This is a genomic window from Shinella pollutisoli (assembly GCF_024609765.1).
Lineage (GTDB): Bacteria > Pseudomonadota > Alphaproteobacteria > Rhizobiales > Rhizobiaceae > Shinella > Shinella pollutisoli.
Window position 1 is genome coordinate 133,493 of record NZ_JANFDG010000009.1, and the last position, 20,977, is coordinate 154,469.

Consider the following 20,977-nt stretch of genomic DNA (forward strand, 5'->3'; position numbering starts at 1 on the left):
GATTTTCTAAACTTCTCTCGCGAACGGATCGATTGAATCCGGCCGTGGATCGGCGATCATGCGGGCATGGTACAGACGACGGGAGAAAAGGCAATGTTCAAGATTTTCTCTACCGCCCCGCGCAGGCCCGACGTCCCTTCGCAGACGCCGTCCTGGCTGCGCGACCCGCTCGCCCATCCCGCCATCGCGGCGATGGACGGGCGCGCGCTCGGCGACCTGCCCTTCGGCCTGTTCCGGCCGCCGGGCGAAGGCCGGACGGTCAGTTCGCGGGCTGATCCCCCGACTGACCCCCGGGCTGATCCATGTGCATCACCTCCCAGACATGGCCGTTGATGTCGCGGAAGCTGCAGCCGTACATCGGGCCGAACGCGATGTTCGGCATCCACTCGCGCCCGCCGGCGGAAAGCGCCTTCGCCTTGAACCGGTCCACCTCCTCGCGGCTTGCGGCGGAGATGCAGGTGAGCACCTGCGTGTCGCGCTCCGGGTCGCCGGCGGGGCCGGCCAGGAATTCCGCGAATTTCGGCTCCGTCAGCAGCATGACGAAGATGTTGTCGTCCACCCTCATGCAGGCGGCGGTGTCGTCGCTGAAGTCCTCGTTGAAGGTGAAGCCGAGCGCGTCGAAGAAGCGCCGGGTGGCGGGAAGATCCTTGACGGGCAGGTTGACGAAGATCATGCGCATGCGGGGTCTCCTCGGGGTTGCGTTGTGATGCAAGGACGTTGGGGGTTGAGGGATTCCGGCAGGCGTGCGTAGAAATTTCTCTCCTTCGGCCTGCCAGGCCCCTCATCCGGCCTGCCGGCCACCTTCTCCCCGCAGGCGGGGAGAAGGCGATTTGCCGCGCCGGTTTCCCCGACCGATGGCCGCTCGCAGGACGCGTCCCCTCTCCCCGCTTGCGGGGAGAGGGTTAGGGTGAGGGGCAAATTCGCGTAAGGACACCTTTTCCCCTGACGGGATAACGGCGGGCACGCCGATCGGGATATCTTCCCTACCCCAGCACCGCCGTCACCCGGATATCCCCGACATGCATGCCGTTCCAGTTGTGCATGGAACGATTGGCCATGGCCGTCAGCGCCGCGTGCACCTCCGGTTCCCCGGTGAAGAAGCGGGCGAGCGCGGCGGCGACCATGCTCTCGGCGGCGCGGGTGGTGCCGTCCTCGCATTTCAGCGCGATGGCGATGCCCCTTTCCGGGATCGCCGCGCAGAAGACGCCTTCCGCACCCGTCTTGGCGAAGATGCGGCCGGGGGCGATCTGCATCAGCCGCGTGCAGGCGCGCTTCGTGCCGGCGACGTAGAAGGGCTCGGCCATGCAGGCCTCGATCAGGCGGCGCGACGCCTTGGCGCGGCCGGGTTCGAGGCCGGCGCCGGTCGCCATCCTCGCGAAGCCGTGGGCGAGGCTCTTCAGCGGCACGGCATAGGTCGGGATCGAGCAGCCGTCGATGCCGCACGCGTCGCTGGCGAGCGCCGCGCCCGTCAGGCTCTCCATGACGCCGCGGATCTCCGCCTGCACGGGATGCTCGTAGCGCACGTAGCCGGCGACCTCCCTGCCGCTGTGGCAGGCGGTGCAGACGAAGCCGGCGTGCTTGCCCGAGCAGTTGTTGTGGAGCGCGCTCGGCCGCTCCAGCCCGCGCGCCTGGCCGATCAGCACGGACTGCTCGAAGGACCAGTGGGCGCCGCATTCGAGCGCCGTCCCGTCGCGGCCGGCCGCCGCCAGCATCGCGCCGGCGAGTGCCGCATGCTCCGGCTCGCCGCTGTGCGAGGAGCAGGCGAGCGCCAGCTCCTTCGCGCCGAAGCGGTAGGCGTCCGCGGCCCCGCTTTCCACGAGCGGCAGGCCCTGCATGGCCTTGACCGCCGAGCGCGGGAAGACCACGGCGTCGATGTCGCCCGCGGAGAAGACCACCTTGCCGTCGCCGTCGACGGCGACGATCATGCCGCGATGGCGGCTTTCGACGAGATCGCCGCGCGTGACCTCGACCAGCACAGGATTTGCCATGTTCATGCCCTCGAATTTCCGATTTCGCATGCGGTATTATCCGAAATCGCCGGGTTCCGGCACCCGGTTTCGGAAAGGCGCGCCATGAAATTCGTCAGGACCCTGCTTCTCGTCTTCCTCGCGGTCTACCTGATGCCGCCGCTCGCCTCGGCGGGCTACTGGTACATGCGCGAGCGGCCGCAGAGCTGGCGCGAGGCGGACTGGACCTCGGCCGGCATCCTGCCGGAGCCGGAGGAGGCGCGCGCGGCGTCGATCCACGTCTTCTCCGCCGCGACCGGCGGCATGAAGGGCGCCTTCGCGAGCCACGCCTGGATCGTCACCAAGGAAGAGAGCGCGCGTGCCTATACGCGCTACGACAAGGTCGGCTGGGGCACGCCGGTGCGGAAGAACGGCTATGCGGCGGATGCGCTGTGGTATTCCAACGCGCCGCGGCTCGTCGTCAGCGTCAGCGGCGCGGCGGCGGCGCGGCTGATCCCGAAGATCGAGGCAGCGATCGCGGCCTACCCTTACGCGAAGCCCGGCGGCTACCGCATCTGGCCGGGGCCGAACTCCAACACCTTCGTGGCGCACGTGCTGCGCAGCGTGCCGGAGCTCGGCGCGGTGCTGCCGCCCGACGCCGTCGGCCGCGACTACCTGCCGGAGGGGCGGCTCTTCGCGATCGATCCGGACGGGCGCGACGTGCATGCGACGCTCTACGGGCTCCTCGGCTTCTCCGCCGGCGTGCGCAGCGGGTTCGAGCTGCACGTGATGGGGCTCGTCGCCGGCGTGGACCTCGCAAGGCCGGCGATCAAGGTGCCGGCGGTGGGGCGGATCGGGTTGTGAGGGCTGCGATGGCGCCCCTCATCCGGCTGCCGCCACCTTCTCCCCGCAGGCGGGGAGAAGGGGCAAGAGGCAAGGGCTTCCCGCCATCGGGGCCGGTGCGGCATCTCCCTTCTCCACGCCTGCGGGGAGAGGTCCCGGCAGGGGGATGAGGGGCGAGACTACCGCCCCCCAAGAAGTACCGGCTTGCGCCCCTTCCCGCGGCATGCGAGGTCTCGTCGCTTCGTCCCGCATCCAAGGCCTTTCCATGTCCGACACCGCCATCCGTCCGAAGGAGCCCGCGCCGCGGCTTTCGAGCCTGTTCTCGCGCGCGCATGTCTTCGCCACGCTGATGCTCGGCGGCGGCATCGCGCTGCATGCGGTCGAGACCTACATCACCGCGACGCTGATGCCCTCGGTCGTGCGCGACATCGGCGGGCTGCCGCTGTTCGCCTGGGCGACGACGCTCTACGTGGCGGCCTCGGTGATGGGGGCGAGCTTCGTGGCGGTGCGGCCGGAAGGCGTGACGCTCAACCATTGCTACCGGCTCGGCGCCGTGCTGTTCGGCCTCGGCAGCCTCGTCTGCGCGCTTGCGCCGGCGATGGAGGCGCTGCTCGCCGGCCGCGCCGTGCAGGGGCTCGGCGCCGGGCTGCTCGTCGCGCTCGGCTATTCCTTCATCCGCTTCGTCTATCCCGAGCGGCTGTGGAGCGTCGCCTCGACGCTCTATGCCGCGGTCTGGGGCGTGGCGACCTTCCTCGGCCCGACCGTCGGCGGGGTGTTCGCCGCCGGCAGCGCCTGGCGCGAGGCCTTCGCGCTGCTCGTGCCGATCTGCGCGCTGATGGCCTTCGCCGCGCCGCGCCTGCTGCCCTCGGGCGAGAGCGAGCGCATCACCACCGGCGCGCCGCTCGCGCAGATCCTGCTCCTCCTCGGCGCGGTGCTGGCGCTCTCCTTCGCGGGCTCGGTGGAGGCGGCGGCGCTGCGGGCGGGCCTTGCCGGGGCGGCGGTGCTCGCGGTCGCGGCGATGGTGACGATCGAGAGGCACGCGAAGGCGCGGCTGCTGCCGGCCGGCACGGTATCGCTCTCCTCGCCGCTCGCCCGCGTCTACCTCATCATGCTGACGGTGCTCGTGGCCCTCGCCTCCGACATCTACATCCCCTATTTCCTGCAGGAGCTGCACGGGGTCCGGCCGCTCGTCTCCGGCTATATCGTCGCCCTGCTCGCGCTCGGCTGGACGGCCTCGGCCTTCCTCGTCGCGGGACTTTCCGGCCGGCGGGCGAACCGGGCGATCCTGACCGGCGCAGGCATCGAGGCGGTCGCGACCGCGCTGCTCGCCGTCACGCTGGCGCGGCACAATCCGTCCGGCGGCTACGGGCCCGTCCTCGCCGCGACGGCGCTGATCTTCGCCATGGGCTTCGGCGTCGGCCTCGGCTGGGCGCATCTCGTCACGCACGTGCTGCATCTGGCACCCGAGGGCGAGAAGGACAAGGCGTCCGCCGCCATCACGACGATGCAGGCGCTCGGCTCCGCCTTCGGCGCGGCGCTCGCCGGCGTCGTCGCCAACAGCGCGGGGCTCGCGGCACCCGGCGGCGTGGCGGGGGCCGAGACCGCGGCCTTCTGGCTCTACCTCCTGCTTTCGCTGCCGGCGCTCGCCGCCCTCATGCTGGCGCTCCGGCTGCCGGAGACCCGCGGCGGCACCGGTTGAGTGTTTGTTAACGGCGTCCGCCGGTCTTCCTTGCATTCGCGCAGCCCCGCCCGCACAAGAAGCGCCGAAGGCGAACGGAAGGAACGGGCGACGGTGAGACACGCCGAGGGCCAGCGGCTTGCAGGCGAGCGCGGCATGATCCATGCCGACGCGCTCCGTCCGCTCGCCGAGGCCCGCGGCCGCGCCGTCACCGACCTCGTCCTCGCCGGCATCGAGGCCTCCGGCGTCGCCGCCGCGCTGTTCGACCCCGACGACGCGCTCGCCTACGGCTCGCCCGCCTTCCGCGCCCTCTTCGACGTGCAGCCGGGCGCGCAGGGCTTTTCCGACATCATGCGCCATTGCCACGCGGCGGGCGTCGGCGCGCGGATGGCCGGCTCCTTCGAATCCTGGATGGCGATGGCGCGGGAGAAGCGGCGCAGCCGCCCGCACCGCACCTTCGAGATCGACATCCAGGACGACCGCTGGTGCCTGGTGAACGAGACGCTGCTCGCCGGCGGCTGGCTGTGGAGCACCTTCACCGACATCAGCATGCTGAAATCGAACGAGCGCGTGCTGAAGCTCGCCCGCGACGCCGCGCAGCTCGCCGCCGAAACCGATCCGCTGACGGGCCTCCTCAACCGCCGCGCGGCGATGGAGCGGCTCGACGCGGCGATCCGCGCCGCCGGCTGCGAGGAGGCGCCGCTGTCGCTGGTGCTGATCGACCTCGACCATTTCAAGGCGATCAACGACCGCCACGGGCACGCGACCGGCGACCGGGTGCTCCGCCATTTCGCGGCAGCCGGCCGCGGCCGCTTCCGCGGGCAGGACGTCTTCGCCCGCATCGGCGGCGAGGAGTTCATGGTGCTGATGCCCGGCACCGCGGCCGCGGAGGCCGCCCGCGCGGTCGAGCGGCTGCGCCGCCACATCGCCGGCGACACGGCCGCCCCCGCCGGCGTCTACACGCTGTCGGCGGGCGTCGCCGAGCATGACGGCGGCACGGCGGAAAGCCTGTTCGACCGGGCCGACGACGCGCTCTACCGGGCCAAGCACCGCGGCCGCGACCGCGTGGAGCGGGAGGTCTAGGGTTTTGCGCGATTGCGGAGGCGAGGCCGCGGCGCCCTTCCGCCGGAACCGCTCTAGCCGAACGTCAGCACGATCTTGCCGATATGCTCGCCGTTCTCCATCATCCGGTGGGCCTCGGAGGCCTCGGCGAAGGGCAGCACGGCGTGGACGACCGGGGCGATGCGGCCGGCGTCGAGGAGCGGCCAGACCGCCTCCAGGAGCCCGTCGCGGATCTCCGCCTTCTCGCGCGCCGTGCGCGGGCGCATCGCCGAGCCGGTGATGTGGAGCCGCTTCTGCATGATGGGCGCGAGGCTCACCTTCTCGGCGAAGGCGCCGCCGAGGAAGGCGATGATCGACAGCCGCCCGTCGAGCGCCAGCGATTTCAGGTTGCGCGCGAAATAAGCGGCGCCGATCATGTCGAGGATGACGTCGACGCCGGCCCTGCCGGTCTCCTCGGCGATCACGGCGCAGAAATCCTCCGTGCGGTAGTTGATGGCGCGGCGTGCGCCGAGATCGAGGCAGGCGAGGCATTTCTCCGGCGAGCCGGCGGTGGTGTAGACGGTCGAGCCCAGCGCCGCTGCGAGCTGGATCGCCGTGGTGCCGATGCCGCTCGCGCCGCCGTGGACGAGCACGCTCTCGCCGGGCTTCAGCCCCGCCATCATGAAGAGGTTGGCCCAGACGGTGAAGAACGTCTCCGGCAGGGCGGCGGCGCGCACCGCGTCGTAGTCCTTCGGGAAGGGCAGCGCCTGGCCGGCCGGCACCGCGCAATATTCGGCATAGCCGCCGCCGTTGGCGAGCGCGCAGACCCGCCCGCCGACGGAGAAGCCGGAGACGCCCTCGCCGACGGCGACGATCTCGCCGGCCACCTCCAGGCCGAGGACGGGGCTTGCGTCCGGCGGCGGCGGATAGTCGCCCTTGCGCTGCAGCACGTCGGGCCGGTTGATGCCGGCCGCCTCGACGCGCACGAAGAGCTCGCCCGGGCGCAGCTGCGGCAGCGGGCCGCGCGCGACGGCAAGGCGGTCGGGACCGCCGTGCTCCTTGAGCCCGACATAGGACATCGAGGCGGGTAGCGGCATGGCGTGTCTCCGTAGCTTGGAGGATTCGGACGGACGACAATAGCCGAACCGGCGGGCGAATTGAATCGCCCGCATGCGCGCTCAGCCGGCGCGGCGGCAGTCTTGCGCCGGGATATCCGGCAGGGCGGAGATCACCAGGCCGCTGCCGCTCGCCTTCGCCGCGCCCTTGAGGGCGGCGATGCGCACGCTGATCTGCCCCGGATCGCCGATCACCTCGCCCTCCGGCACGACGAGCACGGCGGCCGAGCAGCGCATCAGCGGGAAGGCCGAGGGCTGGCCCGCCCGGTCGTGGCCGCGGATGGCGCCGGCCTGCCGGTCCTCCGGCGTGTAGAGGGCGGCCGCCTCGCGGGCGAAGTCGGCGAGCAGTTCCTCGAGCGTCTCGCGCACGGCCGCGACCGACCATCCCGAGACGCCGGCGAAGAAATCGTCGCCGCCGACATGGCCGACGAAGACGTCCTCGCCGACGAAATCGCGGCGCAGGAGCGAGGCAAAGAGCGTCAGCGCGACGTCGCCCTTCTGGAAGCCGTAATGGTCGTTGAAGGGCTTGAAGTTGTCGAAGTCGAAATAGCAGAAGCAGCGGCACTGGTCGCCGTCGAGCGCGCGGTCCTGCAGGTAGTCGCGGATCGAGCGGTTGCCGGGAAGGCCCGTCAGCGGGTTCTGGTCCTCCGCCGCCCGCAGCCGCTTCTCGTTGATGATCTTCAGCAGCGAGGAGGCCGAGAGGATGCCGGCATAGCGCATGTTCTCCGTCAGGATCACGCATTCGTTGCCGCCCATGCCGGTGAAGACGTCGAGGAGCTGCTCGGCCGGCGTGTCGAGGTCGGCGATCGGCGCGGCGGTGACGAAATGCGAGATGCTCTTCTCGTAGAGCTTGTTCTTCAGGAGGTCGCGGCCGAAGGGATGATAGCTGAGCTGCTTGACGTGGTACTCGTGCAGGATGCCGCGCGGCTCGTCGTTGGCGTTGAGGACGGGAAAGAAGGTGCGGCGCGGATCGCGCCGGAAGCACTCGAAGACGGAATCCAGGCTCTCGCTCTCGCGCAGCACCGGCAGGTGCTCGATCTCGCGGCGGATGAGGATGCTGTCGAAGGCGTGCGAGCTGCGCCGGCTGCCGCCGGCGCGCGCGACATGGGCATAGACGGGGCTGAGCAGCGAGACGTCGGTGACCGGGCGGGAGACGAACCAGCCCTGCACGAGATCGCAGCCGGCCTCGCGGGCGGCGACGAACTCCGCCTCCGTCTCCACCCCCTCGGCGATGACGCGGATGCCGAGCACGTGGGCGGCATTGACCGTGTTGCGCACCAGGTGGCGCTTGCGCGCATCCGCCTCCATGCCGGAGATGAAGTGCCGGTCGATCTTGAGATAGTCGACCGGGTGGTCGCAGAGCAGCTTCAGCCCGTTGTGGCCGACGCCGAAATCGTCGATGGCGAGCTTGAAGCCGGAAAGCCTCAGCTTCTGCACGAGGGCGGAGAATTCCGGCAGCGTGTCGTTGTCGAAGCGCTCGGAGATCTCGAAGCAGATCGAGGAGGCCGGGATGCCGGCGCGGGCGAGATGCCCGGCCAGCCGGTCGATCAGGCTGGCGCCGGCCGGCACGAGGCGGGAGTCGAGATTGATGAACAGCGTGCGCGAGCGGAAATCCGGCAGGGCCGCGAAGGCGGCGATGGCGCGGCTGTTGACGGCATGCTCCAGCGCGAGGAGCTGGCCCGCCTCGTGCGCCCGGTCGATGAGGTCGAGCGGCGAGCGGAAGCCGAGGCGGTCGAAGCCGCGCATCAGCGATTCGTAGCCGAAGACGGCGCCGGTCGCCGCCTCGACGATCGGCTGGAAGGCGGTCTCGATCACCAGCTTGGCGAGCGTGACGATCTCGCCGTCGGCGAAGCGGCGCAGGGCGATGAGTTCGGCGGCGGCCATGACGGTCTCCGAAAGACGGTTCCTTTTTCACCGCATCCTCGGGCCGAGGTTTCAACAATCCGTTTCCGCAATGTGAAGCTTTCGTGAAACTTCAAAGAAGACAACACGTTACTAATTCACGCCTGCGTTGAGCGAACCGCTCAGAGGACAGTCCGCGCGAGCGCAAGGCCGAGCGACACGCCGCCGAGCGACAGCGCCACCGAGAGGACGACGTAGAGGATCGCCGCGCCGGGCGCGCCGCGCTCGAACAGCAGCGCGGTCTCCAGCGAGAAGGCGGAGAAGGTGGTGAAGCCGCCCAGCACGCCGGTGGCGAGGAAGAGCCGCATTTCCTGCGGCAGGTGGCCGCGGAAGGCGAAATAGCCGGCGACGAGCCCCATGACGAAGCTGCCGACGGCGTTGATCGCGAGCGTGCCGACGGGAAAGCCGGTGCCGAGCAGCCGCGCCGACAGCACGTTGACGCCGTGGCGCCCCGCCCCGCCGATGCCGGCGCCGAGAAAGACGATGAGATAGTTCATGTCCGTTGCCTCCAGGTTGCGCGATCCGGCACCCGGACGGGAGGACCGCGCCAGGCGGTCGCAGGACATGCTCCCGCCGTCACGGCCGTCGCTGGCCGGTTCCGGCAGGAGCCATCAGCCGGCGAGCCGGCGGTTGTCGGGAAGCTCCATTCCCATCCCACGCCCGGTTTCTAACCCGCTTCAGCGCCTGAGCGCAAGGCCGAACCAGATCAGCGCCCAGCCCTGCATGGCGAGGTCGAAGGCGAGGAACAGGCCGAGCAGCCACAGGCTGTTGATCGGCCAGCCGAGGAGGAAGACGAGGCCGGCGAGCGTGGTGACGACGCCGCCCGCCATCAGCCAGCCCCAGCCGCGCTCCGGCCGGACGCGCCAGGCGGCGAAGATGCGGAAGACGCCGGCGACCAGAAGGGCCGCCGCCATCAGCAGCGTCAGCACCGCCGAGGTCAGCACCGGATTGACGAAGGCGAGCACGCCGGCGGCGAGATAGAGCACCGCGCTCAGCGCCCAGGCGATCGTCTCGCGCCAGGCCTTGACCTGGAAGGCATGCGCCAGATGCACCGCGCCGCCGACGATCATCATGATGCCGACGTAATAGACCGAGACGACCGTCGCCCAGAACAGGTTGAGGGCGGCGATCACGCCGAAGGCGAGCAGGACGACGCCGAGGGCGACGAACCAGCCCCACTTGGCGCGGACTTCGGACAGGGGATTCATTCCGGGACTGAGCACCATGGCACACCTCGAAAACCGCATGGAAACAAGGCGGAGCCTAGAACATCCCGCGACCGGGTGGAATCACCCGATCGCAGATAAGGTGCTCCCGATTCAAAAAAACCAGCGGCCTTGGTGTGTCCGGCCGCATGCACGACGCTCCGGCACGCCGCGGCGGCCGGCGCGGCCCCCGATCGGCGCCCAGATTTTTATTGATTGATCGATCAATTAAAAATATCTTGCCCTCTCGGGGGAGGACGCGATGCCGAAGGTCGGAATGGAGCCGGTGCGGCGCAAGGCGCTGGTCGACGCAACGCTGAGAGCGGTCGGCGACCACGGGTCGCTTGCCGTCACCATGTCGGAGATCGCCCGGCACGCCGGCGTGTCGCCGGCGCTCGTGCATCACTATTTCGGCTCCAAGGAGCAGCTCGTCATCGAGACGATCCGCAGCCTGTTGCGCAAGCTCCGCGCCGATGCGGTGGCGGCGCTGGAGGAGGCCGCCACGCCGCGCGAGCGGCTTTCGGCCGTCATCCGCGTCAACTTCCAGGCGCACCAGTTCGCGCCCGAGACCGTGGCGGCGTGGCTCGCCTTCTATTCCGAGGCGCAGCGCTCCGAGGCGGTGCGGCGCCTCCTCGTCGTCTATGCGCGCCGCCTCAACTCCAACCTGCTGTCGAGCCTCAGGCGCCTCTGCCCCGCCGAGGACGCCGCCCGCATCGCCGAAGGGGCCGCGGCGATGATCGACGGGCTCTATCTCCGGCAGGGCCTCGGATCCGCCCCCGTCAGCATCGAATCGTCGATCGCGCTGACGGAGGGCTATGTGAACGCGCAGCTTCTGGCGTGCGGGGGAGGAATGCGGGAATGATGTTCTTCCATCACACCCCCTCTGCCCGGCACACCATTCTCCATACTTCAAGGACCGTCCCGTGACCGCCAGAAAGCCCAACATCCTGATCCTCATGGTCGACCAGCTCAACGGGACGCTGTTCCCGGACGGGCCGGCGGACTGGCTGCACGTGCCGCACCTCAAGGCGCTTGCCGCCCGCTCGGCGCGGTTCGCCAACAACTACACGTCCTCGCCGCTCTGCGCGCCGGCGCGCGCCTCCTTCATGGCCGGGCAGCTGCCGAGCCGCACGCGGGTCTACGACAACGCCGCCGAATACGCCTCCTCGATCCCGACCTTCGCCCATCATCTGCGCCGCGCCGGCTACTACACGGCACTCTCCGGCAAGATGCACTTCGTCGGGCCGGACCAGCTGCACGGCTTCGAGGAGCGGCTGACGACCGACATCTACCCGGCCGACTTCGGCTGGACGCCGGACTACCGCAAGCCGGGCGAACGCATCGACTGGTGGTACCACAACATGGGCTCGGTGACGGGCGCCGGCGTCGCCGAGATCACCAACCAGATGGAATATGACGACGAGGTCGCCTTCCTCGCCGGCCAGAAGCTCTACCAGCTCGCGCGCGAGAACGACGACCGGGAGCGCCGCCCCTGGTGCCTCACCGTCTCCTTCACCCATCCGCACGACCCCTATGTGGCGCGCCGGAAGTTCTGGGACCTCTATGAGGACTGCGCGCATCTGATGCCCGAGGTCGGCATGCCGGAGACGCTGGATCCGCATTCGGAGCGCATCCTGAAATCCTGCGACTATGCCAGCTTCACGATCACCGACGAGGACGTGCGCCGCTCGCGCCGGGCCTATTTCGCCAACATCTCCTATATCGACGAGAAGGTCGGCGAGCTGATCGACACGCTGACCCGCACCCGCATGCTCGACGACACGGTGATCCTGTTCTGCTCCGACCACGGCGACATGCTGGGCGAGCGCGGCCTGTGGTTCAAGATGAACTTCTTCGAGGGTTCTTCCCGCGTGCCGCTGATGATCGCCGGCCCCGGGGTCGCGCCCGGCCTGCACGCCGCACCCGTCTCCAACCTCGACGTGACGCCGACGCTCTGCGACCTCGCCGGCATCTCCATGGACGAGGTGATGCCCTGGACGGACGGGGAAAGCCTCGTGCCGGTGATCCGCGGGGCCGAGCGGACCTCGCCGGTGCTGATGGAATACGCGGCGGAGGCCTCCTATGCGCCGCTCGTCGCCATCCGCGAGGGCAAGTGGAAATACGTCCATTGCGAGCTCGATCCCGAGCAGCTCTACGACCTCGCCGCCGATCCGCGGGAGCTCGTCAACCTCGCCACCTCGGACGACCCGGTGACCAAGGCGACGCTCGCCGCCTTCCGGCAGATGCGCGAGGCGCGCTGGGACATGGCGGCCTTCGACGCGGCGGTGCGCGAGAGCCAGGCGCGGCGCTGGGTGGTCTACGAGGCGCTGAGGAACGGCGCCTACTATCCCTGGGACCACCAGCCGCTGCAGAAGGCCTCCGAACGCTACATGCGCAACCACATGAACCTCGACAACCTCGAAGAATCCAAGCGCTATCCGCGGGGAGAGTGAGATGAAAGCCCAACCGAAAGCCTCGCATTTCATCGACGGCGAGTATGTGGAGGACACGGCCGGCACGCCCTTCGAGAGCGTCTATCCGGCAACCGGCGAGGTGATCGCCAGGCTGCACGCGGCGACGCCGGCGATCGTCGAGCGCGCCGTCGCCTCGGCCAAGCGCGCGCAGAAGGAGTGGGCGGCCGTGAGCCCGACCGCGCGCGGGCGCATCCTCAAGCGCGCGGCCGAGATCATGCGCGAGCGGAACCGCGCGCTCTCCGGGCTGGAGACGCTCGACACGGGGAAACCGATCCAGGAGACGATCGTCGCCGATCCGACCTCGGGGGCGGACGCCTTCGAGTTCTTCGGCGGCATCGCCGCGGCCGGATTGAACGGCAGCCACATTCCGCTCGGGCAGGACTTCGCCTTCACCAAGCGGGTGCCGCTCGGCGTGTGCGTCGGCATCGGCGCCTGGAACTATCCGCAGCAGATCGCCTGCTGGAAGGGCGCCCCTGCGCTCGTCTGCGGCAATGCCATGGTGTTCAAGCCGTCGGAGAACACGCCGCTCGGTGCCTTGAAGATCGCCGAGATCCTGATCGAGGCCGGGCTGCCGAAGGGGCTCTTCAACGTCATCCAGGGGGATCGCGCGACGGGGCCGCTGCTCGTCGAGCATCCGGACGTGGCGAAGGTGTCGCTGACCGGCTCGGTGCCGACCGGCCGCAAGGTCGCGGCGGCGGCGGCCGGCCGGCTCAAGCACGTGACGATGGAGCTCGGCGGTAAGTCGCCGCTGATCGTCTTCGACGACGCCGATCTCGACAGCGCCGTCGGCGGGGCGATGCTCGGCAACTTCTACTCGACCGGTCAGGTCTGCTCGAACGGCACGCGCGTCTTCGTGCACAACGCCGTCAGGGACGATTTCCTCGCCCGCCTCAAGGCACGCACGGAGAGGATCGTCATCGGCGACCCGATGGACGAGGCGACGCAGCTCGGGCCGATGGTCTCCTACGCCCAGCGCGAGAAGGTGCTTTCCTATATCGAGGCGGGCAAGGCGGAGGGCGCGACGCTGGTGACGGGCGGCGGCATCCCCAACAACGTCTCCGGCGAGGGCTACTACGTGCAGCCGACCGTCTTTGCCGACGTGACGGACGGCATGACGATCGCACGCGAGGAGATCTTCGGGCCGGTGATGTGCGTGCTCGACTTCGAGGACGAGGACGAGGTGATCGCACGCGCCAACGCGACCGAGTTCGGCCTTTCCGGCGGCGTCTTCACCGCCGACCTTTCCCGCGCCCACCGCGTGGTCGACCGGCTCGAGGCCGGCACGCTCTGGATCAACACCTACAATCTCTGCCCCGTGGAGATCCCCTTCGGCGGCTCCAAGCAGTCCGGCTTCGGCCGCGAGAACTCGCTTTCCGCGCTGGAGCACTATTCGGAGCTGAAGACGGTCTACGTGGCGATGGGCAAGGTCGAGGCGCCGTATTGAGATGGGCGCCTCAGTCCGGTTCGACCTCGACAATCAGATCGTCGAGATCGACGCGCAGAGCCTTGGCGATGCGCTTGAGCACATCGACGGAGCCCGTCTTTTTCCCGGCTTCGATCTCGGAGAGATAAGGCTGGGAGATACCCGCCGCGTCGGCAAGTTCGGAGACGGTCATCTTGCGGTAGTTCCGGAAGGTGCGGATGCGGCTGTCGGTGCTCAGCAGTTCCACGACAAGCTCGTGCGGCCACGTCTCCTCGCCGGCGGCGATGCGCGCCATGATCTCGGCAGCGTGCAAGCCGTCGATCAGATCCTCGTAGTCCTCCTCGCTCAGGAGGACGTAGTTCTTGCCGTCGATCGTAATCGTCTGAACGTCGCCCATTCTGCGTCACTCCTTATAGATGCTACCGCGCGGACCGGCATCGATGACCATAATGATCACGCCTTTCTCGTCGATGATGACGCGATCCCGCCCGACACGGATACGATAGAACGGATTTCCCGCCATCTTGCGGATATCCACGACCGCGCCGCTCGCATAAGCCTCCAGTTTCGCAACGATGGCCGCACTTCGCCTCGGCTGCATGCGCGCCAAACTCTTCAAGGCGGCCGGCGTGTATTCAATGCGCTTCATGTCGCAGTTATAGCTAATAGCGATAATTTTCGCAATCGGGCCCTACAGGTTGATACCGGTTTTCCGAGCAGGAGGCACTGAGCCGTGACCATGACCGCAGATTTCGTTATCATCGGCTCCGGCTCGGCCGGATCGGCGCTGGCCTACCGGCTTTCGGAGGACGGCAGGCATACCGTCCTGGTGCTGGAATACGGCGGGTCGGACATCGGACCGTTCATCCAGATGCCGGCCGCGCTCGCCTGGCCGATGAGCATGAAGCGCTACAACTGGGGCTATCTCTCCGAGCCCGAGCCGAACCTCAACAACCGGCGCATCACCGCGCCGCGCGGCAAGGTGCTGGGCGGGTCGTCCTCGATCAACGGCCTCGTCTACGTGCGCGGGCACGCGGAGGACTTCAACCGCTGGGAGGCGCTCGGCGCGCGGGGCTGGGCCTATGCGGACGTGCTGCCCTACTACAAGCGCATGGAGACGTCGCACGGCGGCGAGGAGGGCTGGCGCGGCACGGACGGGCCGCTGCACGTCCAGCGCGGGCCGGTGAGGAACCCCCTGTTCCACGCCTTCATCGAGGCCGGGAAACAGGCGGGCTTCGAGCTGACGCAGGACTACAACGGCTCCAAGCAGGAAGGCTTCGGCCTGATGGAGCAGACGATCCACGACGGCCGGCGCTGGTCGGCGGCGAACGCCTATCTCCGGCCGGCGATGAAGCGGCCGAACGTGCGCCTCGTGCGCTGCTTCGCGCGCAAGATCGTCATCGAGGACGGGCGGGCGACGGGCGTCGAGATCGAGCGGAACGGCCGCATCGAGGTGGTGCGGGCGAACCGCGAGGTGATCGTCTCGGCCTCCTCCTTCAACTCGCCGAAGCTCCTGATGCTCTCCGGCATCGGCCCGGCGGCGCACCTGAAGGAGATGGGGATCGAGGTGAAGGTCGACCGGCCGGGCGTCGGCGCCAACCTGCAGGACCACATGGAGTTCTATTTCCAGCAGGTCTCGACCAAGCCGGTCTCGCTCTATTCCTGGCTGCCCTGGTTCTGGCAGGGCGTGGCGGGCGCGCAATGGCTGCTCTCCAAGGGCGGGCTCGGCGCCTCGAACCAGTTCGAGGCCTGCGCCTTCCTGCGTTCGGCGCCGGGCGTCAGGCAGCCGGACATCCAGTACCATTTCCTGCCGGTGGCGATCTCCTACGACGGCAAGGCGGCGGCCAAGAGCCACGGATTCCAGGTCCATGTCGGCTACAATCTCTCGAAATCGCGCGGCAGCGTGACGCTGCGCTCGGCCGACCCGATGGCCGACCCGGTGATCCGCTTCAACTACATGAGCCATCCGGAGGACTGGGAGAAGTTCCGCCACTGCGTGCGGCTGACGCGCGAGATCTTCGGGCAGAAGGCCTTCGACGAATACCGCGGGCCGGAGATCCAGCCGGGCGACAAGGTGCGCACGGACGCGGAGATCGACGCCTTCCTGCGCGAGCACCTGGAGAGCGCCTACCATCCCTGCGGCACCTGCCGGATGGGGGCGGCGGACGATCCGATGGCGGTGGTGGACCCCGAGACGCGGGTGATCGGCGTCGAGGCCCTGCGCGTCGCCGATTCGTCGATCTTCCCGCACGTCACCTACGGCAACCTCAACGCGCCCTCGATCATGACGGGGGAGAAGGCGGCCGACCACATCCTCGGCCGCGATCCGCTGCCGCGCTCCAACCAGGAGCCGTGGATCAACCCGCGCTGGCGGGAGAGCGACCGCTGAACGGCAAAACGGCCCCTCCCCGCCGGACGGGGAGAGGCCGCAGGGGGGCGGCAGGGACGGCCCCCGATCGTCTCAGAAGAAGAAGAAATCGTTGGCGTGCAGGTCGAACTTCTCCACGCCGGAGAGCAGGATCGAGCCCTTGCCGTATTCGATCAGCACGCCGGTCGCCGTGTCCTGGGCGTGGTCGAGCACGTCCGCGTAGTTCTTCAGGACGGCGTCGTCGAGGTGGATCACGTCGCCCTTGCCGCTGCCGGCCTGGAAGTCCTTGATCGTGTCCCTGCCCTCGTTCTTGCGGAAGACGAAGGTGTCCGCGCCCGCGCCGCCATAGAGCGTGTCGTTGCCGGTGCCGCCTTCCAGCCGGTCGTTGCCCGCGCCGCCGGACAGCGTGTCGTTGCCCGAGTTGCCGTAGAGCTTGTCGTTGCCGGCCTCGCCATAGAGCTTGTCGGCGCCGGAATTGCCGTAGATCAGGTCGTTGCCGGTGCCGCCCTTGATGCTGTCGTTGCCGGTCTCGCCGTAGAGGCGGTCGCTGCCGGTGCCGCCGTAGATCTTGTCGTTGCCCGAGCCGCCCTTGATGCCGTCGGCGCCGGCCTCGCCGTAGAGCCGGTCGTTGCCGGCACCGCCGTAGATCTTGTCGTTGCCGTTGCCGCCCTTGATGCCGTCGGAACCCGCCTCGCCGTAGAGCCGGTCGTTGCCGTCGCCGCCGTAGATCGCGTCGTTGCCGGCGCCGCCCTTGATGCCGTCGGAACCGGCGTCGCCGTAGAGCTTGTCGTTGCCGTTGCCGCCGTAGATCGCGTCGTTGCCGCCGGCGCCCCTCAGCGTGTCGTTGCCGTTGCCGCCGGAAAGCTTGTCCGCCTTGCCGAAGCCGGTGAAGACGTCCGCGCCGGTGCTGCCGACGAAGGAGACGGCGTTGGCCGCGACGATCTTCATGATGCCGGAGGTGTTGCCGTTCGAGACCTCGCTGAGGAGATCGCCGGCGAGCTCCTTGTCGGTGACGTTCAGGCCGGCGATGCGCAGGTCGGGCGTGATGTCGTAGTTGTTCTTGGCGTTCAGCTTGATCTTGTTGCCGAACTCGACCTTCGAGATGCTGCCCGTGACGGTGTGGGTCGGGAAGTCGTAGACCCACTTGCGGACGCCGGAGGTCAGCAGCGCGCCGTATTCCTTGTCGTTGGTCGAGGCATATTGCGTGCCGCTGAACGGATCGGTGCCGTTGAAGCCGCCGTAGCCGCTCGCGTCGAAGCTCGTGAATGCCTTGAGGTAGGCGGCAAAGTCGATGCCCTTGCCGTCCTTGTTCGCATCATAGGCCGTGATCGTGATCGCCATCGTTCGTTCCTTCCCGGCAAGGCCCGCAGGGGCCGATTAAAACCTGAATTCGCAACTCCACTATTAAATGTGACTTTTCTTGTCAAGTTAAGGAACGTCACTTTCGGCGCGGGCGGGAGGTTGTGCAGGATTTCTGCGCGGACGGCGGGATGGAGAGATATTTGCTCTCCTCCACCCCGCTTTGGAAATCGGTTTTGCTGTCCCGCCGGGGACGCGGCTGCGATAATCCGGCAACTTTTCGAAAAGGTTCCACCCGCATGACCGCAGCAACCGGAAACGGGACCGCAGAGGCCCTGAACGATCAACTCGCAAGCCTCGACCTGACGGGCCGCCTGTCGCTCGTGGCGGGGCTGCAGGGGCGCGCCGTCTTCACTACCAGCCTCGGCATCGAGGACCAGGTGATCACGGCGGCGATCGGCAGCGAGCGCCTGCCCGTCGACGTCGTCACGCTGGAGACCGGCCGGCTCTTCCCCGAGACCGTCGCCCTCATCGAGGAGACCGAGGAGCGCTACGGCATGACGATATCGCGCTACCATCCGGTCGCCGACGACATCGACGCCTATGCCGCGCGATACGGCCTCAACGGCTTCTATGAGAGCGTCGAGGCCCGCCACGCCTGCTGCAACGTGCGCAAGCTGAAGCCGCTTGCGCGCGCGCTCGAGGGCGCCGCCTTCTGGATCACCGGCCTGCGCCGCGGCCAGTCCGGCAACCGGGCGCAGACCCCCTTCGCCGAGCTCGACGCCGAGCGCGGCCTCGTCAAGATCAACCCGCTCGCCGACTGGGACATCGAGCGCATCCGCGCCTATGTCGCCGACAACGCGGTGCCGGTGAACCCGCTGCACGCGCGCGGCTATCCCTCGATCGGCTGCGAGCCCTGTACCCGCGCCATCAAGCCGGGCGAGCCAGAGCGCGCCGGCCGCTGGTGGTGGGAGAACGACGAGAAGCGCGAATGCGGCCTCCACGTTCCCGACGCCGCCTCCCCCATCCCGGCGCCGAGCGCCGCCTGAAAGACCGTCCGCCTCCTTCCAGGCGATCCAATCCGGAGCAGAACAGAATGTCCGATATCCGCACCGAAGCGGAGGCCAAGCACAACGCGACGCCGAAGCCGCCGCTCGACCCGCACCTGAAGGCGCTGGAGAACGAGGCGATCCACATCTTCCGCGAGGTCGCCGCCGAGTTCGAGCGGCCGGTCATGCTCTATTCGATCGGCAAGGATTCGTCGGTCCTCCTGCACCTCGCGCGAAAGGCCTTCTACCCGGGCCGCGTCCCCTTCCCGCTGCTGCACGTCAACACCGGCTGGAAGTTTTCCGAGATGATCGCCTTCCGCGACCGGATCGTGAAGGACTACGACCTCGACCTGATCGAGCACGTCAACCCGCGCGGTGCGGCCGAGAACGTCACGCCCTTCACGCACGGCTCGGCGCTCTACACCGACATCATGAAGACCGAGGCGCTGCGCCAGGCGCTCGACGCCGGCAAGTACGACGCGGCCTTCGGCGGCGCGCGCCGCGACGAGGAGGCCTCGCGCGCCAAGGAGCGCATCTACTCCTTCCGCACGCCCGACCACCGCTGGGACCCGCGCAACCAGCGCCCGGAGCTCTGGAACATCTACAACGGCATGATCCGCCAGGGCGAGAGCGTGCGCGCCTTCCCGCTCTCCAACTGGACCGAGGTCGACATCTGGCGCTACATCCAGGCCGAGGAGATCCCGATCGTGCCACTCTACTTCGCCAGGCGGCGCCCTTACGTGGAGCGCGACGGCATGATGATCCTCGCCGAGGACCCGCGGCTGGAATTGCTGCCCGGCGAGGTGAGGCAGGAGGGCGTGATCCGCTTCCGCACGCTCGGCTGCTTCCCGCTGACCGGCGCGATCCGCTCGAACGCCACGACGCTCGACGACATCATCGCGGAGCTCGAGACCGCCACCGTCTCCGAACGCCAGGGCCGCGCCATCGACCGCGACCAGTCCGGCTCCATGGAAAAGAAGAAACGCGAAGGGTATTTCTGAGATGACCGTTTCCGCCATTGCAACGGCAGCCGTCCTGCCGGTCGAGGAGCCAGCCGGCGAACCGGCCCGCGCGGTCCGCGATTCCCGCCCGCTCCGCCTCATCACCTGCGGCTCGGTCGACGACGGCAAGTCGACGCTGATCGGCCGCCTGCTCTGGGACACCAAGGCCGTCAAGGAAGACCAGGCGGCGACGCTCGAACGCGATTCCTCCGGCAGGCAGAACGACCTCGGCCTGCCCGACTTCGCGCTCTTGCTCGACGGCCTGCAGGCCGAGCGCGAGCAGGGCATCACCATCGACGTCGCCTACCGCTACTTCTCGACCGACCGGCGCGCCTTCATCGTCGCCGACACGCCCGGCCACGAGCAGTATACCCGCAACATGGCGACCGGCGCCTCGACGGCCGATCTCGCGGTGCTTCTGGTCGACGCGCGCGCCGGCATCCTCGAACAGACCCGCCGGCACGCCACCATCGCGACCCTGATGGGCATCCGCCAGTTCGTGCTCGCGGTCAACAAGATCGACCTCACCGGCTACGACCGCGCCCGTTTCGAGGAGCTCGCCCACGAGTTCCGGGAATTCGCGCTCACGCTCGGCGTCAAGCAGATCACGGCGATCCCGATGTCGGCGCTGAAGGGCGAGAACGTCGTCTATGACGGCAGCACGGCCATGCCCTGGTACGAGGGGCCGACGCTGGTCGAGACGCTGGAGAAGGCCACCACCCGCTCCAGCCAGACCGTCGGCTTCCGCCTGCCGGTGCAGCGCGTGTCGCGGCCGGGCGAGAGTTTTCGCGGATACCAGGGGACCGTCGCGGGCGGCTCGGTGAAGCCCGGCGATTCGGTCGTCGTGCTGCCGTCGGGCATGGTCGCGAACGTCTCGAAGATCGTCACCTTCGACCTCGTGCGCAACGCGGCCGTCGCGGGCGACGCCGTGACGCTGGTGCTCGACCGGCAGGTGGACGTGGCGCGCGGCGACATGATCGTCGCGATCGACAGCCAGCCGATGACCGGCCGCGGCTTCGACGCGCAGCTCGTGGCGCTGCAGCCGGAGGGCATCGAGCCCGGAAAGCGCTACTGGCTGAAGAGCGGCTCGCGCCGCCAGCGCGTCAGCATCGAGCCGGTGAGCCAGCTCGACCTCGCGACCTCGAAGTGGAACGCCGCCGCCCGCCTGCCGATGAACGCCATCGGCAAGGTGCATCTCGTCTTCGACGAGCAGGCGATCTTCGACGCCTACGAGCAGAACCGCACCACCGGCGCCTTCATCCTGATCGACCCCGACACCAACAACACGGTGGCCGGCGGCATGATCACCGGCCGGCGCGCCGAGATCGGCGGCATCCACAAGGACGACCAGCGCGTGCTCCTCTCGCTGCCCGCCGAGCTCGCGGAGAAGATCATGGCGAGCGAGCTCTTCTCGGGCCGCCGCCAGGACGTCGAGGTACGCCACACCAGCGCGGGCCGCGCGGCGGAGCTGCTGGCGGAGCTGGACGAGTAGGATTGGGGTTAACGCCCCCTGCCCTGCCGGGTTGTCGCATATGGAATGAGGATGGCGCCTCTTGCCCCTTCTCCCCGCCGGGGAGAGCGACTGTCTTAGCCGTCAAGCGTTTTGCCATGGTTTTCCGTCTCGGATGATTGC

Annotated in this window: 19 protein-coding genes and 1 riboswitch; of the genes, 10 read left to right on the forward strand and 9 right to left on the reverse strand. The window is 68.7% G+C overall.

Annotated features, from left to right (window positions below):
* Positions 1–259: 259 nt before the first annotated feature.
* Both NNZ72_RS09805 and NNZ72_RS09810 read right to left on the reverse strand, forming a co-directional pair.
* Positions 260–679 carry a VOC family protein gene (locus NNZ72_RS09805; protein ID WP_257315106.1) on the reverse strand — a complete coding sequence of 140 codons (420 nt, stop codon included), beginning with the start codon at positions 677–679 and terminating at the stop codon, positions 260–262.
* Positions 680–983: 304 nt separating this feature from the next.
* Entirely contained in the window at positions 984–1,988 is a 1,005-nt protein-coding gene (locus NNZ72_RS09810; RefSeq protein WP_257315136.1) for an asparaginase, read from the reverse strand.
* 84 nt (positions 1,989–2,072) lie between these two features.
* Here NNZ72_RS09810 and NNZ72_RS09815 point away from each other — a divergent pair, with 84 nt between their 5' ends.
* From NNZ72_RS09815 to NNZ72_RS25515, 3 genes are all read left to right on the forward strand, one after another.
* Complete coding sequence (locus NNZ72_RS09815) at positions 2,073–2,810, forward strand: DUF3750 domain-containing protein (RefSeq protein WP_257315107.1); 738 nt, start codon at positions 2,073–2,075, stop codon at positions 2,808–2,810.
* Between the two features lie 244 nt (positions 2,811–3,054).
* A complete protein-coding gene (locus NNZ72_RS09820) occupies positions 3,055–4,488 on the forward strand; it encodes an MFS transporter (RefSeq protein ID WP_257315108.1) in 1,434 nt (477 codons plus the stop codon).
* 93 nt (positions 4,489–4,581) lie between these two features.
* Positions 4,582–5,550: a GGDEF domain-containing protein gene (locus NNZ72_RS25515; RefSeq protein WP_257315109.1), complete on the forward strand. Its 969-nt coding sequence runs from the start codon at positions 4,582–4,584 to the stop codon at positions 5,548–5,550.
* A gap of 53 nt (positions 5,551–5,603) precedes the next feature.
* Here the strand turns inward: NNZ72_RS25515 and NNZ72_RS09830 are convergent, their stop codons facing one another.
* The 4 genes from NNZ72_RS09830 to NNZ72_RS09845 form a co-directional block, all read right to left on the reverse strand.
* Positions 5,604–6,605: an NAD(P)H-quinone oxidoreductase gene (locus NNZ72_RS09830; protein ID WP_257315110.1), complete on the reverse strand. Its 1,002-nt coding sequence runs from the start codon at positions 6,603–6,605 to the stop codon at positions 5,604–5,606.
* Positions 6,606–6,686: 81 nt separating this feature from the next.
* Complete coding sequence (locus NNZ72_RS09835) at positions 6,687–8,507, reverse strand: bifunctional diguanylate cyclase/phosphodiesterase (RefSeq protein ID WP_257315111.1); 1,821 nt, start codon at positions 8,505–8,507, stop codon at positions 6,687–6,689.
* Positions 8,508–8,647: 140 nt separating this feature from the next.
* A complete protein-coding gene (crcB, locus tag NNZ72_RS09840) occupies positions 8,648–9,022 on the reverse strand; it encodes a fluoride efflux transporter CrcB (RefSeq protein WP_257315112.1) in 375 nt (124 codons plus the stop codon).
* A 98-nt stretch (positions 9,023–9,120) separates the two neighbouring features.
* A riboswitch (Fluoride riboswitch) is annotated at positions 9,121–9,185 on the reverse strand.
* Between the two features lie 17 nt (positions 9,186–9,202).
* Positions 9,203–9,751 (reverse strand): HdeD family acid-resistance protein, encoded by a 549-nt coding sequence (locus NNZ72_RS09845; protein WP_257315113.1) that lies wholly within the window; start codon positions 9,749–9,751, stop codon positions 9,203–9,205.
* Between the two features lie 241 nt (positions 9,752–9,992).
* Between NNZ72_RS09845 and betI the strand changes: the two genes are divergently transcribed.
* The 3 genes from betI to betB all read left to right on the forward strand — a co-directional run bounded on the left by betI (position 9,993) and on the right by betB (position 13,648).
* Positions 9,993–10,592 carry a transcriptional regulator BetI gene (gene betI, locus NNZ72_RS09850; protein ID WP_257315114.1) on the forward strand — a complete coding sequence of 200 codons (600 nt, stop codon included), beginning with the start codon at positions 9,993–9,995 and terminating at the stop codon, positions 10,590–10,592.
* 61 nt (positions 10,593–10,653) lie between these two features.
* The gene (gene betC, locus NNZ72_RS09855; RefSeq protein ID WP_257315115.1) at positions 10,654–12,183 is read left to right on the forward strand and encodes a choline-sulfatase; all 1,530 of its coding nucleotides are present in this window, start codon (positions 10,654–10,656) and stop codon (positions 12,181–12,183) included.
* Position 12,184: 1 nt separating this feature from the next.
* Positions 12,185–13,648, forward strand: a complete 1,464-nt coding sequence (gene betB / locus NNZ72_RS09860) for a betaine-aldehyde dehydrogenase (protein WP_257315116.1) — start codon at positions 12,185–12,187, stop codon at positions 13,646–13,648.
* 10 nt (positions 13,649–13,658) lie between these two features.
* Here the strand turns inward: betB and NNZ72_RS09865 are convergent, their stop codons facing one another.
* Positions 13,659–14,024: a helix-turn-helix domain-containing protein gene (locus tag NNZ72_RS09865; protein WP_257315117.1), complete on the reverse strand. Its 366-nt coding sequence runs from the start codon at positions 14,022–14,024 to the stop codon at positions 13,659–13,661.
* Between the two features lie 6 nt (positions 14,025–14,030).
* Positions 14,031–14,276, reverse strand: a complete 246-nt coding sequence (locus NNZ72_RS09870; protein ID WP_257315118.1) for a type II toxin-antitoxin system RelE family toxin — start codon at positions 14,274–14,276, stop codon at positions 14,031–14,033.
* A gap of 90 nt (positions 14,277–14,366) precedes the next feature.
* Between NNZ72_RS09870 and betA the strand changes: the two genes are divergently transcribed.
* Complete coding sequence (gene betA, locus NNZ72_RS09875; RefSeq protein WP_257315140.1) at positions 14,367–16,016, forward strand: choline dehydrogenase; 1,650 nt, start codon at positions 14,367–14,369, stop codon at positions 16,014–16,016.
* A 72-nt stretch (positions 16,017–16,088) separates the two neighbouring features.
* Here the strand turns inward: betA and NNZ72_RS09880 are convergent, their stop codons facing one another.
* Positions 16,089–17,336, reverse strand: coding sequence for a calcium-binding protein (locus NNZ72_RS09880; RefSeq protein ID WP_257315119.1), 1,248 nt, complete (start codon positions 17,334–17,336; stop codon positions 16,089–16,091).
* A 257-nt stretch (positions 17,337–17,593) separates the two neighbouring features.
* Between NNZ72_RS09880 and NNZ72_RS09885 the strand changes: the two genes are divergently transcribed.
* The 3 genes from NNZ72_RS09885 to cysN are packed head-to-tail and all read left to right on the forward strand — an operon-like array spanning position 17,594 to position 20,836.
* Positions 17,594–18,343, forward strand: coding sequence for a phosphoadenylyl-sulfate reductase (locus tag NNZ72_RS09885; RefSeq protein WP_257315120.1), 750 nt, complete (start codon positions 17,594–17,596; stop codon positions 18,341–18,343).
* A gap of 47 nt (positions 18,344–18,390) precedes the next feature.
* Positions 18,391–19,344, forward strand: a complete 954-nt coding sequence (cysD, locus tag NNZ72_RS09890) for a sulfate adenylyltransferase subunit CysD (protein ID WP_257315122.1) — start codon at positions 18,391–18,393, stop codon at positions 19,342–19,344.
* 1 nt (position 19,345) lies between these two features.
* The gene (gene cysN, locus NNZ72_RS09895) at positions 19,346–20,836 is read left to right on the forward strand and encodes a sulfate adenylyltransferase subunit CysN (protein ID WP_257315123.1); all 1,491 of its coding nucleotides are present in this window, start codon (positions 19,346–19,348) and stop codon (positions 20,834–20,836) included.
* Positions 20,837–20,977: the final 141 nt, after the last annotated feature.